This is a genomic window from Lysobacter sp. P5_B12 (assembly GCF_056400425.1).
This window is the reverse complement of sequence record NZ_JBFULG010000017.1, coordinates 1-16333: the sequence shown is the minus strand read 5'-3', so window position 1 is coordinate 16333 and position 16333 is coordinate 1. Positions and strand designations below refer to the sequence as shown.

Sequence of the window (16333 nt, the reverse complement as noted above, 5' to 3'; positions counted from 1 at the left end):
GGGCAATCCACGTGCGCGTAATGGCGGTTGGCCGATTCGTATTCCACGTGCGCCGTCGAGATCGTGATGCCGCGCGCCTTCTCTTCCGGCGCCGCGTCGATCGCGTCGTATGCCTTGAACTCGCCGCCGAAACGTTCCGCGCCCACCTTCGTCAGCGCCGCCGTCAGCGTCGTCTTGCCGTGGTCAACGTGACCGATCGTGCCCACGTTCACGTGGGGCTTGGTGCGCTCGAACTTACCCTTGGCCATGATTGCTTACCTCTGAAAATAGATTGTGTTGTGTGCTTGGACGCGTGCTTGACGATCAGGACTTCTTGATCACGGCTTCGGCGATGTTGGTCGGCGCTTCGGCGTAGTGGTCGAATTCCATCGTGAAGGTCGCGCGGCCCTGCGACATCGAACGCAGCGTGGTCGCGTAGCCGAACATTTCGCCCAGCGGGATCATCGCGTTGATGATCTTGCCCGACGGGCTGTCGTCCTGGCCCTGCAGGATGCCGCGGCGACGGCTGACGTCGCCCATCACGTCGCCGAGGTAATCCTCGGGCGTGACGATCTCGACCTTCATCATCGGCTCGAGCAGCGCAGGCGAAGCCTTGTGGAAGCCTTCCTTGAAGCCCATCGAGCCGGCGATCTTGAACGCCATTTCCGACGAGTCGACTTCGTGGTACGAGCCATCGACCAGGCGCACCTTGACGTCGACGATCGGGAAGCCGGCCATGATGCCGTTCGCGACCGCTTCCTGGATGCCCTTGTCGACCGCGGGGATGTATTCCTTCGGAATCACGCCACCGACGATCGCGTTTTCGAACTCGTAACCCTTGCCCTGCTCGTTCGGCGAAATCTCGAGCCACACGTGGCCGAACTGGCCCTTGCCGCCCGACTGGCGCACGAACTTGCCTTCGGACTTGACGGCCTTGCGGATGGTTTCGCGGTAGGCCACCTGCGGCTTGCCGACGTTGGCTTCGACGTTGAACTCGCGCTTCATGCGGTCCACCAGGATTTCCAGGTGGAGCTCGCCCATGCCCGAGATGATCGTCTGGCCGGATTCTTCATCCGTGCGCACGCGGAAGGACGGATCTTCCTGCGCGAGGCGACCGAGCGCGAGGCCCATCTTTTCCTGGTCGGACTTGGTCTTCGGCTCGACCGCCATCGAAATGACGGGCTCCGGGAAGATCATGCGTTCCAGCGTGATGACCTTGTCCTGCGCGCACAGCGTGTCGCCGGTGGTCACGTCCTTCAGGCCGACGGCCGCGGCGATGTCGCCCGCGCGCACTTCCTTGATCTCGTCGCGGTTGTTGGCGTGCATCTGCAGGATGCGGCCCACGCGCTCCTTCTTCGACTTGACCGGGTTGTAGACCTGGTCGCCGGAGTTGAGCGTGCCCGAGTAGACGCGGAAGAACGTGAGCGAACCCACGAACGGGTCGGTCATGATCTTGAAGGCGAGCGCGGAGAACGGCTCGGAATCCAGCGCCTTGCGGCTGTCTTCCTTGTCGTGTTCGTCGATGCCGGCGACCGGCGGACGATCGGACGGCGACGGCAGGAAGCGGATGACCGCGTCGAGCATCGCCTGCACGCCCTTGTTCTTGAACGCGGTGCCGCAGAGCGCCGGGATGATCTCGCACTTCAGCGTGCGCTCGCGGATGCCGAAGATGATCTCTTCTTCCGAAAGCTCGCCGTCGTTGAGGTACTTGTCCATCAGCTCTTCGGACGCCTCGGCGGCGGCCTCGACCATGAACGCGCGCGCGGTCGTGCACTCGTCGAGCAGGTTCGCCGGGATCTCGGCGTACTCGAACTTCGTGCCCTTGGATTCCATGTCCCACACGATCGACTTCATCTTGAGGAGGTCGACGACGCCCTCGAAGCCTTCTTCGGCGCCGATCGGCACCTGCATCGGCACCGGGTACGCGCCCAGGCGCGACTTCAGCTGCTCGACGACCTTGGAGAAGTTCGCGCCCGTGCGGTCCATCTTGTTGACGAACGCGAGGCGCGGCACGTTGTACTTGTTGGCCTGGCGCCAAACGGTTTCGGACTGCGGCTGCACGCCGCCGACCGCGCACAGCACGAACACGGCGCCGTCGAGCACGCGCAAGGAACGCTCGACTTCGATCGTGAAGTCGACGTGCCCGGGGGTGTCGATGATGTTGAAGCGGTATTCCGGCAGGGACATGTCCATGCCCTTCCAGAACGCCGTCGTCGCCGCCGACGTGATGGTGATGCCGCGCTCCTGCTCCTGCTCCATCCAGTCCATCGTCGCGGCACCTTCGTGCACTTCGCCGATCTTATGGTTGACGCCCGTGTAGAACAGGATGCGTTCGGTCGTCGTGGTCTTGCCGGCATCGATGTGGGCCATGATGCCGAAGTTGCGGTAACGCTCGATGGGAGTGGTGCGAGCCACGGCTGTCTCTCAATGTTCGTTTCGGACGCAATGTCCGGAAGGCCGAAGCCGCCTTGCGGCGGCTCGGGCGAGTGCGGCGGCAATGCCGGCCGCTAACGGGCCCGCGCAGGGGCCCGCGTGTCTTACCAGCGGTAGTGCGCGAACGCCTTGTTCGCATCCGCCATGCGGTGCGTTTCTTCGCGCTTCTTGATCGCGCCGCCACGGTTTTCCGAAGCGTCGAGCAACTCACCGGCGAGCTTGCGCGGCATGCTGTTTTCGCCGCGCTTGCGCGCCGACTCGATCAGCCAGCGCATCGCGAGCGCCATGCGGCGCGAGGAGCGCACTTCGACCGGCACCTGGTAGGTGGCGCCGCCGACGCGACGCGACTTCACTTCGACCGACGGCGACACATTGCCGAGGGCCTTTTCGACGAGCTCGAGCGCATTGGCGTTCTTTTCGCCGATGACGTCCATGGCGCCGTACACGATCTTTTCAGCGACCGACTTCTTGCCGCTCTGCATGACCATGTTGATGAAACGCGCGATCGTCTCGCTGCCGTGTTTCGGATCGGCGAGGACGGTGCGCTGCGGAGTGGAACCTTTACGCGACATGTTCGATGACCCCTAGATCAGGACTTCGGGCGCTTGGCGCCGTACTTGGAACGACCCTGGCGACGCTTGGCGACGCCGGCGGCGTCGAGCGAGCCGCGCACGGTGTGATAACGCACGCCCGGCAGGTCCTTGACGCGGCCGCCGCGGATGAGCACGACCGAGTGTTCCTGCAGGTTGTGGCCTTCGCCGCCGATGTACGAGATGACCTCGTAGCCGTTGGTGAGGCGCACCTTCGCGACCTTGCGAAGGGCCGAGTTCGGCTTCTTCGGGGTGGTCGTGTAAACGCGCGTGCAAACGCCGCGGCGCTGCGGGCAATTCGCCAGTGCGGGCGACGTGCTCTTGTAGGTTTCCGGGCTGCGCGCCTTACGCACCAGCTGGTTGATCGTTGCCATTTCGGGACTCTGTATTGGGACCGAGGTCCTGCGTGAATAACGATGCAGGCCACGTCGGGCCTGCATAGACGGAAAAGTATAGCCCGCGCCGACGATTACCGTCAACGCGAGCCGACTTTGCGGAGGCAATGGGCGGCCCGCCTCGGGGCCGCCCGGCCTTCGATGATTCCCGCCCTTCCTGGGCCGAAGACGAGGCGCTCCCTGCGCCTCATTTCGTGGTCTGGGACGGCCACGGGGGCCGTCGCTGATGTTGGCTTAGCTGGTGCTGGAGTCCTCGCCGGCGTCGGTTTCGACCGCTTCGACCACCGGTGCCGGTGCCTGCTCCACCATCGTGCCCGACAGCGCTTCCAGCTCCGACTCGGTCAGACCCGAGGCGTTGCGGCGGCGCGCGGTGTGGTAGGCCAGGCCTGTGCCCGCCGGGATCAGGCGGCCCACGATCACGTTCTCCTTGAGGCCGCGCAGCCCGTCGCGCGTGCCGCGGACGGCCGCCTCGGTGAGCACGCGGGTGGTTTCCTGGAAGGAAGCCGCGGAGATGAAGGACTCGGTCGCCAGCGACGCCTTGGTGATGCCGAGCAGCACCGGGTCGAACTTCGCGGGGATCTCGTTCTTCGACAGGGCGATGGCGTTGGTCTCGACCATGCGCTGGCGCTCGATCTGTTCGCCGTGCAGGTACTTGGTGTCGCCCGCATCCAGCACTTCGACCTTGCGCAGCATCTGGCGAACGATCACCTCGATGTGCTTGTCGTTGATCTTCACGCCCTGCAGGCGATAGACGTCCTGGATTTCCTTGGTCAGGTAGACCGCCAGCGGCTCCACGCCGAGCAGGCGCAGGATGTCCTGCGGGCTCGGTTCGCCGTCCACGACCGTCTCGCCCTTCTCCACGTGTTCGCCTTCGAACACGATGATCTGGCGGTACTTCGGGATCAGCTCTTCGTGCTCGCTGCCGTCGGCCTGCTTGATGATCAGGCGCTGCTTGCCCTTGGTGTCCTTGCCGAAGCTGACGATGCCCGAGACTTCGGCGAGGATCGCCGGGTCCTTCGGCTTGCGCGCTTCGAACAGGTCGGCCACGCGCGGCAGACCACCGGTGATGTCGCGCGTCTTCGAGGCTTCCTGCGGGATCTTCGCGACGACGTCGCCGACGCCGACGGTGGCGCCGTCCTGCAGGTTCACGATCGAGCGCGGCGGCAGCAGGTACTGCGCCGGCAGGTCGGTACCCGGGATCGACAGGTCCTTGCCGTTCTTGTCGACGATGCGGACGATCGGGCGCAGGTCCTTCGCCTGCGTACCACGACGCTTCGGATCGGTGATCTCGCGCGAAGCCAGGCCGGTCAGTTCGTCGGTCTTCTCGATGACGGTGACGCCGTCGATGAAGTCGATCAGGCGCATGACGCCCGCCACTTCCGACACGATCGGGTGGTTATGCGGATCCCAGTTGGCGACGGTCTGGCCGGCCTTCACCGACGCGCCGTCCTTGACCTGGATCGTCGCACCGTAAGGCAGCTTGTAACGCTCGCGCTCGCGGCCGTGGCCGTCGAGGACGGACAGTTCGCCCGAACGCGACACCGCGACCAGGTGGCCCGAAGCGTGGTCGACGTGCTTGAGGTTGTTGAACTTCACCGTACCCGTCGTCTTGACGGTCACGTTGTCGATCGCCGCCGCACGCGATGCCGCGCCACCGATGTGGAACGTACGCATCGTCAGCTGCGTGCCCGGCTCGCCGATCGACTGCGCGGCGACGACGCCGACCGCTTCGCCGTGGTTGACCAGGTGGCCGCGGCCGAGGTCGCGACCGTAGCAGTGCGAGCAAACGCCGAACGCGCTGGTGCACGTGATCGTCGAACGCACCTTGATGGACTGCACGCCGGCATCTTCGATGCTCTGCACCCACGCTTCGTCGAGCAGGGTGTTGCGCGTGACGAAGGGATCCTCGTCGTTGCCCGGCAGGAACACGTCCTCGGCCACGATGCGGCCCAGCACGCGGTCGCGCAGCGGTTCGACGACGTCGCCGCCTTCCACGATCGGCGTCATGGTGAGGCCTTCGTGCGTGCCGCAATCGGTTTCGGTGATCACCACGTCCTGGGCGACGTCGACGAGTCGACGCGTCAGGTAACCGGAGTTCGCCGTCTTCAGCGCCGTATCCGCGAGACCCTTACGGGCACCGTGGGTCGAGATGAAGTACTGGAGGACGTTCAGGCCTTCGCGGAAGTTCGCGGTGATCGGCGTCTCGATGATCGAGCCGTCCGGCTTGGCCATCAGGCCGCGCATGCCGGCCAGCTGTCGGATCTGCGCCTGCGAACCACGCGCACCGGAGTCGGCCATGATGTAGATCGAGTTCATCGACTTCTGCGGCACGGTCTCGCCCTTGGCGTTGACCACCGAGTCGGTGCCGATCGCGTCCATCATCGCCTTGGCGACGCGTTCGTTGGTGCGCGACCAGATGTCGACGACCTTGTTGTAGCGCTCGCCCGAGGTGACCAGGCCCGACTGGTACTGCTGCTGGATTTCCAGCACTTCGGTTTCGGCCTCGTCGAGGATGCCCTTCTTCTCGGTCGGGATGATCATGTCGTCGATGCCGATCGAAACGCCGGCGCGCGTGGCGTACGCGAAGCCGGTGTACATCAGCTTGTCGGCGAACACGACCGTGTCCTTGAGACCGAGCATGCGGTAGCACGAGTTGATCAGGCGCGAGATGTTCTTCTTCGTCAGCTCGACGTTGGCCAGCGCGTACGGCAGGCCTTCCGGCAGGATTTCCTGCAGGAGCGAGCGGCCGACGGTGGTGTCGACGATCGAGGTCTGCTTCGAACGCGTGCCGTCTTCGGCGATCACCGTCTGCGTGATGCGCACCTTGACCTTGGCGTGCAGCTCGACGACGCGGTTGTCGTACGCGCGCTTGACCTCGGCGACGTTCGCGAACGCCATGCCCTCGCCCTTCTTGTTCTCCAGGGCGCGCGACATGTAGTACAGGCCGAGCACGACGTCCTGCGACGGCACGATGATCGGCTCGCCGTTGGCCGGCGACAGGATGTTGTTCGACGCCATCATCAGGGCGCGCGCTTCCAGCTGCGCTTCGAGCGACAGCGGGACGTGCACGGCCATCTGGTCGCCGTCGAAGTCGGCGTTGAACGCGGTGCAGACCAGCGGATGCAGCTGGATCGCCTTGCCTTCGATCAGCACCGGCTCGAACGCCTGGATGCCCAGGCGGTGCAGCGTCGGCGCGCGGTTGAGCAGGACCGGATGCTCGCGGATCACTTCCTCGAGGATGTCCCACACTTCCGCTTCTTCGCGCTCGACCAGCTTCTTGGCGGCCTTGATCGTCGTGGCCAGGCCACGGCGCTGCAGCTTGGCGAAGATGAAGGGCTTGAAGAGTTCAAGCGCCATCTTCTTCGGCAGGCCGCACTCGTGCAGGCGCAGCGTCGGGCCGACCACGATGACCGAACGGCCCGAGTAGTCGACGCGCTTGCCGAGCAGGTTCTGGCGGAAGCGACCCTGCTTGCCCTTGATCATGTCGGCGAGCGACTTGAGCGGGCGCTTGTTGGTGCCGGTGATGGCGCGGCCGCGACGGCCGTTGTCCATCAGGGCGTCGACCGACTCCTGCAGCATGCGCTTTTCGTTGCGCACGATGATGTCCGGCGCATTGAGCTCGAGCAGGCGCTTGAGGCGGTTGTTGCGGTTGATGACGCGGCGGTACAGGTCGTTGAGGTCCGACGTCGCGAAGCGGCCGCCGTCCAGCGGGACCAGCGGGCGCAGGTCCGGCGGGAGCACCGGCAGCACGGTCATGACCATCCACTCCGGGCGGTTGCCGGAGTCGAGGAACGCCTCGATCAGCTTGATGCGCTTGGTGAGGCGCTTGAGCTTGGTCTCGGAGTTGGTCGCGGCGATCTCTTCCTTCAGGCGGAGCATTTCCGACTGCAGGTCGATCGTACGCAGCAACTCGTACACCGCCTCGGCGCCCATCGCGGCGTCGAAGTCGTCGCCGTGTTCCTGGCGCGCCGTCATGAACTGTTCTTCGGTCAGCAGGTTGCCGCGCTCGAGCGGGGTCAGGCCCGGCTCGGTGACGACATAGGCTTCGAAGTACAGGATGCGTTCGATGTCGCGCAGCGTCATGTCGAGCATCAGACCGATGCGCGAGGGAAGCGACTTCAGGAACCAGATGTGCGCGACGGGCGAGGCGAGGTCGATGTGGCCCATGCGCTCACGGCGCACCTTGGCCAGCGTCACTTCCGTGCCGCACTTCTCGCAGACCACGCCGCGGTGCTTCATGCGCTTGTACTTGCCGCACAGGCACTCGTAGTCCTTGATCGGACCGAAGATCGCGGCGCAGAACAGGCCGTCGCGTTCGGGCTTGAACGTACGGTAGTTGATGGTCTCCGGCTTCTTCACTTCGCCGTAGGACCACGAGCGGATGAGGTCCGGCGACGCCAACGCGATCTTGATCGCGTCGAAGTCGAGGGTCGGCCGCTGCTGGTTGAACAGATTGAGCAAGTCTTTCATGGGTGTCTCCTGGTCGGCGGCGGCGGCTTAGTGCTCTTCGAGTTCCATGTTGATGGCGAGGGAGCGGATCTCCTTCACCAACACATTGAAGGACTCCGGCATCCCCGCGACCATCTCGTGTTCGCCGTCGACGATGTTCTTGTACATCTGGTTGCGGCCCTGCACGTCGTCGGACTTCACCGTCAGCATTTCCTGCAGGGTGTAGGCCGCGCCGTAGGCTTCGAGTGCCCAGACTTCCATTTCGCCGAAGCGCTGGCCACCGAACTGCGCCTTGCCGCCCAGCGGCTGCTGGGTGACGAGCGAGTACGGACCGGTCGAACGCGCGTGCATCTTGTCGTCGACCAGGTGGTTCAGCTTCAGCATGTGCATGTAGCCCACGGTGACCGGGCGTTCGAACGCTTCGCCGGTACGACCGTCGTGCAGCATGGTCTGTCCGCTCAGCGGCAGTTCGGCGAGCTCGAGCATCTTCTTGATCTCGCTCTCGGCCGCGCCGTCGAACACCGGCGTTGCCATCGGCACGCCGTCGATCAGATTGTTGGCCAGGCGCAGCAATTCTTCGTCCGTGAACTGCGTCAGGTCGACGCGCGTTCCGTTCATCGCTTCGTCGTGGTTGTAGATCTGGTCGAGGAACTTGCGCAGGTCGGCGACCGCCGCCTGTGCCTTGAGCATGCGATCGATCTTCTGGCCCAAGCCCTTGGCGGCCCAGCCCAGGTGCGTCTCGAGGATCTGGCCGATGTTCATTCGGCTCGGCACGCCCAGCGGGTTGAGCACGATGTCGACCGACGAACCGTCGGCCATGTACGGCATGTCTTCCACCGGCACGATGGTCGACACGACACCCTTGTTGCCGTGGCGGCCGGCCATCTTGTCGCCCGGCTGGATGCGGCGCTTCACCGCGAGGAACACCTTCACCATCTTGAGCACGCCGGGGGCGAGGTCGTCGCCCTGCGTGATCTTGCCGCGCTTGTCGGCGAAGCGGCGCTCGAACTCCTTCTCGTGCGCATCGATCTGCTTGGAAGCGCGTTCGATGGCGTCGTTGGCGTCGTCGTCCTTCATGCGCAGCTGGAACCACTCGGCCTTCTTCAGGCTGTCCAGGTACTCATCGGAGATCGTGTCGCCCTTCTTGAGGTTCGCACCGCCGTTGGCGACCTTCCCGAGCAGCTGCGTGCGCAGGCGGGCGTAGATCGCACCTTCGAGGATGCGGAACTGGTCGTCGAAGTCCTTCTTGACGCGACGGACTTCCGATTCCTCGATCTGGCGGGCGCGCTTGTCCTTCTCGATGCCGTCGCGGGTGAAGACCTGCACGTCGATGACGGTGCCGTCCATGCCCGGCGGAACGCGGAGCGAGCTGTCCTTAACGTCGGAAGCCTTCTCACCGAAGATCGCGCGGAGGAGCTTCTCTTCCGGCGTCAGCTGCGATTCGCCCTTCGGCGTGACCTTGCCCACGAGGATGTCGCCGGCGCGCACTTCGGCGCCGATGTACACCACGCCCGATTCGTCGAGGCGGTTGAGCGCCTGTTCCGAAACGTTCGGGATGTCGGCCGAGATTTCCTCCGGCCCGAGCTTGGTGTCGCGCGCGACGCAGGTCAGCTCTTCGATGTGGATCGTCGTGTAGCGATCCTCTTCCACCACGCGCTCGGAGAGCAGGATGGAGTCTTCGAAGTTGTAGCCGTTCCACGGCATGAACGCGACCAGCATGTTCTGGCCGAGCGCGAGCTCGCCGATGTCGGTCGAGGGACCGTCGGCCAGCACGTCGCCGCGTTCGACGCGATCGCCCACGTTCACCAGCGGGGTCTGGTTGATGCAGGTGTTCTGGTTGGAGCGCGTGTACTTGATCAGGGTGTAGATGTCGACGCCGGCATCGGTCTCGCCGACGATCTCCTTCTCGTTGACCTTGACCACGATGCGGCCGGCGTCGATCTGCGCGATCAGGCCACCACGACGTGCGTTCACGGTCACGCCCGAGTCGCGCGCCACGGCGCGTTCGATGCCCGTACCCACCAGCGGCTTCTGCGACTTCAGCGTCGGCACGGCCTGGCGCTGCATGTTCGCGCCCATGAGCGCGCGGTTGGCGTCGTCGTGCTCGAGGAACGGCACGAGCGCGGCGGCGACCGACACGGTCTGCATCGGCGAGACGTCCATGAAGTGGATCTCGCTCGGCGGCTTGAGCAGCGATTCACCCTGGTAACGGCACGCGACGAACTGGGCCGTGATGGCGCCCTTGTCGTCCTGCGGCGCGTTGGCCTGCGCGATGACGTACTCGTTCTCTTCGATCGCCGAGAGGAACTCGACGTCGTCGGTGACGCGGCCGTCGACGACCTTGCGGTACGGCGTCTCGAGGAAGCCGTAGCGGTTGGTGCGCGCGAACACGGCGAGCGAGTTGATCAGGCCGATGTTCGGACCTTCAGGCGTCTCGATGGTGCACACGCGACCGTAATGCGTCGGATGCACGTCGCGCACCTCGAAGCCGGCGCGTTCGCGCGTCAGGCCACCCGGGCCCAGCGCGGAAACGCGACGCTTGTGCGTCACTTCCGACAACGGGTTGTTCTGGTCCATGAACTGCGAGAGCTGCGAGGAACCGAAGAATTCCTTGATCGCTGCGGCCACCGGCTTGGCGTTGATCAGTTCCTGCGGCGTCAGGCCTTCGGACTCGGCCATCGACAGGCGTTCCTTGACGGCGCGCTCCACGCGCACCAGGCCCACGCGGAACACGTTCTCGGCCATTTCGCCGACCGAACGCACGCGACGGTTGCCCAGGTGGTCGATGTCGTCCACCACGCCACGGCCGTTGCGGATTTCCGTCAGCACGCGGATGACGTCGAGGATGTCGGAGGTATCGCCCTGCGCGGCGACCAGGCGCTGCGCTTCCTCGTCCTTGCCGTTCTTGTAATCGCCGAAGTACTTGCGGTCGAACAGCACCGACGGGCCGAGGACTTCCTTGCGGCCGATGCGGCGGTTGAACTTCATGCGGCCCACCGCCGAGACGTCGTAACGCTCGAAGGTGAAGAACAGGTTGTGGAACAGGTTCTCGGCGGCGTCCTTGGTCGGCGGCTCGCCCGGACGCATCATGCGGTAGATCTCGACCAGCGCTTCGAGCTTGGTCTTGGTGCCGTCGATGCGCAGGGTGTTCGACAGGTACGGGCCACGGTCGAGGTCGTTGACCCAGATCGTGCCGACCGAATCGATGCCCGCCTTGCGGAGCTTCTCGAGGTGTTCTTCGTTGATCTCGTCGTTCGCCGAGGCGAGCAGTTCGCCCGTCTTCGGATCGATGACGTCGTGCGCCAGGATGCGGCCCACGAGGTAGGCGTCCGGCACGGCCAGCGCGGCGATGCCCGACTGCTCGAGCTGCTTGACGTGGCGCGCGGTGATGCGCTTGCCGGCTTCGACGATCACGCGATCGCCATCGGCCAGGTCGAAGTCGAGCGTTTCGCCACGCAGGCGCTCGGGGACGAGCTCCAGCTGCACGCCTTCGGCTTCGATGTGGAAGGTGTTGATCTCGAAGAACGCGCGGAGCATTTCTTCGTTGTTGTAGCCGAGCGCGCGCAGCAGCACGGAGACCGGCAGCTTGCGGCGGCGGTCGATGCGGGTGAACAGCGCGTCCTTGGGATCGAACTCGAAGTCGAGCCACGAACCGCGGTAAGGAATGATGCGCGCGGAATACAGCAGCTTGCCCGAGCTGTGCGTCTTGCCGCGGTCGTGGTCGAAGAACACGCCCGGCGAACGGTGCAGCTGCGAGACGATGACGCGCTCGGTGCCGTTGACGATGAAGGTGCCGTTGTCGGTCATGAGCGGGATCTCGCCCATGTAGACCTCCTGCTCCTTCACGTACTTGATGGCCTTGGTCGACGACTCGCGGTCGTAGATCACCAGGCGCACGGTGACGCGCAGCGGCGCGCCGTACGACAGGCCACGGTTGCGGCATTCGCGCTCGTCGAACGCCGGGTCGCCGAGGCGGTAGCCGACGTATTCGAGCGCGGCGTTGCCGCTGTAGGAGCTGATCGGGAACACGGACTTGAGGGCCGCATGCAGGCCCTTGTCGTCGCGCGCGTTCATGTCGGCGTGTTCCTGAAGGAACTCGCGATAGGAATCGACCTGGATCGCCAGGAGGAAGGGCACTTCGAGGATCGAACGGCGCTTGCCGAAATCCTTGCGGATGCGCTTCTTCTCGGTGAAGGAATAAGTGGACGCAGTGGTCATGGTGGGCTACCGCCTCTCGATGTCGGCCGCGCGCGGGCGGCCGGGGGGAACGTCAAATTGCCAGTTGGGAGTCGCTGGTATTGCCGGCACCAGCACGCCTTCTCCCGCTACTTCCAACTGTCAACTCGGTGAATGGGTGGAACGGCCAAAGGCCGGGGACTCTCGTCCCCAGCCTTGGGTGGTCGCCAATGTCACCGGCGACGCAATTGCGATTACTTGACTTCGACGGTCGCGCCAGCGGCCTCGAGTTCCTTCTTGAACTTCTCGGACTCGTCCTTCGACACCGCTTCCTTGACGTTCTGCGGGGCGCCTTCGACGAGGTCCTTCGCTTCCTTCAGGCCCAGGCCGGTGATGGCGCGGACGGCCTTGATGACTTCGACCTTCTTCTCGCCGACGGCCTTCAGGACGACGGTGAATTCGGTCTGCTCTTCGACCGGGGCAGCGGCGGCGGCGGGGCCGGCAGCGGCCATGACCGGAGCAGCAGCGGAGACGCCGAACTTCTCTTCGATGGCCTTGACCAGCTCCATCACTTCCATCAGCGACTTCGCGGCGATCGCGTCAACGATCTGATCGTTGGAAAGGGACATGGTGATTACCTCTGGATATTTAAAGGGTTTGAACTGAAATCAGGCAGTTTCGGCAGCCGGGGCTTCCGCGGACGCATCGCCACCACCCTGCTTGTCGGCCACGGCCTTGACGGCGCGGGCGAACATGCTGGCGGGCTCGGCGAGCACGCGGGCGAGCATGGCAAGCGCCTGCTCACGGGTCGGCAGCGAAGCCAGGACCTCGACGTGCGCGGCAGGCAGCAACTTGCCTTCCACCGACACGATGCGGGCCTTGAGCTTGTCGTTGCCCTTGGCGAACTCCTTGATGAGGCGACCGGCAGCGCCGGGTTCCTCGGTCGAGAACGCATACAGCAGCGGACCGGTCAGGGCGTCCTTGACGACCTCGAACTCGGTACCGACGACGGCGCGCGATGCGAGCGTGTTCTTGACAACCTTCAAGTACACGCCGGATTCGCGGGCCTTCTTGCGCATCGCGGTCATCTGGGAGACCGTGATGCCTGCGTATTCGGCTGCGACCAGGGAGTGCGCCTTCGAGGCCACGTCTGCCAGCTCGGCGACAACTTCCTGCTTCTGGGACAGATTGAGAGCCATTGACACTCCTCCAATTGAACTCCGCGCACGGCTCCTGCCGCTTGCGGTCCTCGAGCGACGCCTTCCGTTGGCGCCGGGGATGCGTTTGCATCCCGGTGGTGGCCCTTCCAGAAAACTTCCAGAGGGGGCGGCACCATCTACGCAGGCCCATCCTTGCGAATGGATTACGCGTTCCCGCCTTCCACGAAGACGACTCCATGCCGTACCGAGCTTCCTGCCCGTCTTCGCATTGCGCGGACCGCACCTGCGGTCTTTGACGGCGTCGCGCCTTGCGGCGCGAAGCCCTCAAAACTTGTTGCACGCGCCCGCCGGAGCAGGCGCGTTGTAACGATTACTTCAGGGTCAGCGTCGACTGGTCGACGATCACGCCCGGGCCCATGGTCGAGCTCAGCGAGATCTTCTGCAGGTACTGGCCCTTCGCGGTCGACGGCTTGGCCTTGATCAGGTCGAGCAGCAGCGCGGTGAGGTTGCCCTTCAGGGCTTCGGCTTCGAACGAAGCCTTGCCGATCGTGCAGTGGATGATGCCGGCCTTGTCGGTGCGGTAACGCACCTGGCCAGCCTTCGCGTTCTTGACGGCTTCGGCCGGGTTCGGCGAAACGGTGCCGACCTTCGGGTTCGGCATCAGGCCGCGCGGACCGAGCACCTGGCCGAGCTTGCCGACCACGCGCATCGCATCCGGCGTCGCGATGACGACGTCGTAGTTCAGGTCGCCGTTCTGCATCGCTTCGGCGAGGTCGTCCATGCCGACGGCTTCGGCGCCGGCGGCGCGCGCTTCGTCAGCCTTGGCGCCGGCCGGGGCGAACACCGCCACGCGCACCGACTTGCCGGTACCGGCCGGCAGCACGGTCGAACCGCGCACCTGCTGGTCGGACTTCTTCGCATCCACGCCCAGGCGCACGGCGACGTCGATCGCTTCGACGAACTTCGCCTTCGTGCCGGTCTGGAGGATCTTCAGGGCTTCGTCGATCGCGTAAGCCTTGCCCGGCTCGACGGCCGCCTTGATTGCCTTCTGTCGCTTGTTCATCGCCATGACTTAGCCCTCCACCACCAGACCCATGGAACGGGCGGAGCCCGCAATCGTGCGCACCGCGGCTTCCAGGTCGGCAGCCGTCAGGTCGGGTTCCTTCGCCTTCGCGATTTCCTCGACCTGCTTGCGCGTGACCTTGCCCACCTTCTCGGTGTTCGGGCGCTTCGAACCGGACTGGATGCCCGCGGCCTTCTTCAGCAGGATCGACGCCGGCGGCGTCTTCGTGATGAAGGTGAAGGTGCGGTCCGAGTACGCGGTGATGACCACCGGAATCGGGAGACCCGGTTCCAGCTTCTGCGTGGCGGCGTTGAACGCCTTGCAGAATTCCATGATGTTCAGGCCGCGCTGGCCGAGGGCGGGGCCCACGGGCGGCGACGGGTTGGCCTGGCCGGCCTTGACCTGCAGCTTGATGTAACCGACGACTTTCTTAGCCATTGCTTTGCTCCTGCGAGTGCGAACGCCTTATCGGCTCCTCGCGTTACTGGCGGAACGAACCACTCGTCCCGCCGAATCTCTTAGGCCTTCTCGACCTGCCCGAATTCCAGTTCCACCGGGGTGGAACGCCCGAAGATCAGCACTGCGACGCGCAGGCGGCTCTTCTCGTAATTCACTTCTTCCACGACGCCGTTGAAGTCGTTGAACGGGCCGTCGGTGACGCGCACCATTTCGCCGGCTTCGAACAACACCTTCGGCTTCGGCTTCTCCACGCCTTCCTGCACGCGGTCGAGGATGGCGGCAGCCTCCTCGTCGCGGATCGGCAGCGGACGATCGGCGGTGCCGCCGATGAAGCCCATGACCTTCGGCGTTTCCTTCACCAGGTGCCAGCTTTCGCTGTCCATGCGCGGAATGCCGCCTTCGTCGTGCGTGGCGATCTGCACGAGCACGTAGCCCGGGAAGAACTTGCGCTCGGAACGGCGCTTCTGGCCGGAGCGCATTTCCACGACTTCTTCGGTCGGCACGAGCACGTCGCCGAAGCGATCCTGCATTTCCGTGCGCACGATGCGGTCGCGCAAAGCCTGCGCCACCGACTTTTCGAAGCCGGAATAGGCGTGGACCACGTACCAGCGCTTTTCGACGTTCTCTTCCATCAGACCCTCTGAATCAGTTGCCCAACAGGGCCTTGACGCCCAACTGGATGATCCAGTCGAACGTTGCGAGGATCAGGCTGATCAAGGTGACGGCGATGATGATCATCACCGTTGCGCGACCCGCTTCCTGGCGCGTCGGCCACACGACCTTGCGCAGTTCGAAGCGCGACTCGGAGAAGAACTCGCGCGTCTGCGCGCCCTTGACCGAGGTCATGAAGACCACGAAACCCGCGGCCAGCCCACCGATCACCGCGAGCCAGCGGAACTGCGACTCGGGATACCAGTAGAAGGCGAACACGCCAGCAGCCACCAGCAGGATTGCCAGTGCGTACTTGACGACGTCGCCCGCGGAGGCGGCCTTCGGTTGTTCGACCTTGCTGTTCATCCGTTCTCGCCGACGCGTGTCACGTTGCGCCTGAAGTGGCACGCCAGGAGGGACTCGAACCCCCAACCTGCGGTTTTGGAGACCGCTGCTCTGCCAATTGAGCTACTGGCGTACATGTGTTGGAACTGCTTCTCCGAAAAAGGCAACGGCGGCTCGCGCCGCCACGCCCTTTCCGACCATCCGGGCGGCGCGATGTTCCGCGCCTGCCCTTCCGATGCTTACTTGAGGATCTTCGCCACGACGCCGGCGCCGACCGTACGGCCGCCTTCGCGGATCGCGAAGCGCAGGCCATCGTCCATCGCGACCGGGTTGATCAGCTCGACCACCATCTTGATGTTGTCGCCCGGCATGACCATTTCCACACCTTCCGGCAGGGTCACGGCGCCCGTGATGTCGGTCGTGCGGAAGTAGAACTGCGGGCGGTAGCCCTTGAAGAACGGCGTGTGGCGGCCGCCTTCGTCCTTCGACAGCACGTACACCTCGGCTTCGAACGTGGTGTGCGGGGTGATCGAACCGGGCTTGGCCAGCACCTGGCCGCGCTCGACGTCGTCGCGCTTGGTGCCGCGCAGCAGCAGGCCCGCGTTGTCGCCCGCCTGGCCCTGGTCCAGCAGC

Annotated in this window: 13 protein-coding genes and 1 tRNA gene; all 14 read right to left on the bottom strand. The window is 64.7% G+C overall.

What is annotated here, in order from left to right; all coding sequences use genetic code 11:
* Window positions 1–248, bottom strand: a 248-nt coding sequence (locus AC1DOM_RS16690; RefSeq protein ID WP_498965337.1) for a GTP-binding protein, incomplete at its 3' end; no start/stop codon positions are given.
* Window positions 249–303: 55 nt separating this feature from the next.
* Window positions 304–2394, bottom strand: a complete 2091-nt coding sequence (fusA, locus tag AC1DOM_RS16685) for an elongation factor G (RefSeq protein WP_498965335.1) — start codon at window positions 2392–2394, stop codon at window positions 304–306.
* 122 nt (window positions 2395–2516) lie between these two features.
* Window positions 2517–2984: a 30S ribosomal protein S7 gene (rpsG, locus tag AC1DOM_RS16680; protein WP_036167772.1), complete on the bottom strand. Its 468-nt coding sequence runs from the start codon at window positions 2982–2984 to the stop codon at window positions 2517–2519.
* Between the two features lie 17 nt (window positions 2985–3001).
* Complete coding sequence (gene rpsL / locus AC1DOM_RS16675; RefSeq protein ID WP_036167774.1) at window positions 3002–3376, bottom strand: 30S ribosomal protein S12; 375 nt, start codon at window positions 3374–3376, stop codon at window positions 3002–3004.
* Between the two features lie 255 nt (window positions 3377–3631).
* Window positions 3632–7867 (bottom strand): DNA-directed RNA polymerase subunit beta', encoded by a 4236-nt coding sequence (gene rpoC, locus AC1DOM_RS16670; RefSeq protein WP_498965332.1) that lies wholly within the window; start codon window positions 7865–7867, stop codon window positions 3632–3634.
* 27 nt (window positions 7868–7894) lie between these two features.
* Window positions 7895–12064 (bottom strand): DNA-directed RNA polymerase subunit beta, encoded by a 4170-nt coding sequence (gene rpoB, locus AC1DOM_RS16665; protein ID WP_498965330.1) that lies wholly within the window; start codon window positions 12062–12064, stop codon window positions 7895–7897.
* Between the two features lie 212 nt (window positions 12065–12276).
* A complete protein-coding gene (gene rplL, locus AC1DOM_RS16660; protein WP_498965328.1) occupies window positions 12277–12651 on the bottom strand; it encodes a 50S ribosomal protein L7/L12 in 375 nt (124 codons plus the stop codon).
* Between the two features lie 39 nt (window positions 12652–12690).
* Window positions 12691–13221 carry a 50S ribosomal protein L10 gene (rplJ, locus tag AC1DOM_RS16655; protein ID WP_498965326.1) on the bottom strand — a complete coding sequence of 177 codons (531 nt, stop codon included), beginning with the start codon at window positions 13219–13221 and terminating at the stop codon, window positions 12691–12693.
* A 331-nt stretch (window positions 13222–13552) separates the two neighbouring features.
* A complete protein-coding gene (gene rplA, locus AC1DOM_RS16650; RefSeq protein ID WP_498965324.1) occupies window positions 13553–14251 on the bottom strand; it encodes a 50S ribosomal protein L1 in 699 nt (232 codons plus the stop codon).
* Window positions 14252–14254: 3 nt separating this feature from the next.
* Window positions 14255–14683, bottom strand: a complete 429-nt coding sequence (gene rplK / locus AC1DOM_RS16645) for a 50S ribosomal protein L11 (protein WP_036167791.1) — start codon at window positions 14681–14683, stop codon at window positions 14255–14257.
* Window positions 14684–14763: 80 nt separating this feature from the next.
* Entirely contained in the window at window positions 14764–15336 is a 573-nt protein-coding gene (gene nusG / locus AC1DOM_RS16640) for a transcription termination/antitermination protein NusG (protein WP_498965322.1), read from the bottom strand.
* A gap of 13 nt (window positions 15337–15349) precedes the next feature.
* Window positions 15350–15721 (bottom strand): preprotein translocase subunit SecE, encoded by a 372-nt coding sequence (gene secE / locus AC1DOM_RS16635; RefSeq protein ID WP_498965320.1) that lies wholly within the window; start codon window positions 15719–15721, stop codon window positions 15350–15352.
* Between the two features lie 36 nt (window positions 15722–15757).
* A tRNA-Trp gene (locus tag AC1DOM_RS16630) sits at window positions 15758–15833 on the bottom strand.
* A gap of 106 nt (window positions 15834–15939) precedes the next feature.
* Window positions 15940–16333: EF-Tu C-terminal domain-related protein (locus tag AC1DOM_RS16625; protein ID WP_498964665.1), on the bottom strand; the 394-nt coding region annotated here is incomplete at its 5' end.

Excerpts from the sequence above, each read along its gene's own strand:
- rplK (WP_036167791.1), bottom strand. The coding sequence starts at position 14,683 with ATGGCTAAGAAAGTCGTCGGTTACATCAAGCTGCAGGTCAAGGCCGGC.
- rplJ (WP_498965326.1), bottom strand. The coding sequence starts at position 13,221 with ATGGCTCTCAATCTGTCCCAGAAGCAGGAAGTTGTCGCCGAGCTGGCA.
- rpsG (WP_036167772.1), bottom strand. The coding sequence starts at position 2,984 with ATGTCGCGTAAAGGTTCCACTCCGCAGCGCACCGTCCTCGCCGATCCG.
- rplL (WP_498965328.1), bottom strand. The coding sequence starts at position 12,651 with ATGTCCCTTTCCAACGATCAGATCGTTGACGCGATCGCCGCGAAGTCG.
- rpsL (WP_036167774.1), bottom strand. The coding sequence starts at position 3,376 with ATGGCAACGATCAACCAGCTGGTGCGTAAGGCGCGCAGCCCGGAAACC.
- secE (WP_498965320.1), bottom strand. The coding sequence starts at position 15,721 with ATGAACAGCAAGGTCGAACAACCGAAGGCCGCCTCCGCGGGCGACGTC.
- rpoC (WP_498965332.1), bottom strand. The coding sequence starts at position 7,867 with ATGAAAGACTTGCTCAATCTGTTCAACCAGCAGCGGCCGACCCTCGAC.
- rplA (WP_498965324.1), bottom strand. The coding sequence starts at position 14,251 with ATGGCGATGAACAAGCGACAGAAGGCAATCAAGGCGGCCGTCGAGCCG.
- nusG (WP_498965322.1), bottom strand. The coding sequence starts at position 15,336 with ATGGAAGAGAACGTCGAAAAGCGCTGGTACGTGGTCCACGCCTATTCC.
- rpoB (WP_498965330.1), bottom strand. The coding sequence starts at position 12,064 with ATGACCACTGCGTCCACTTATTCCTTCACCGAGAAGAAGCGCATCCGC.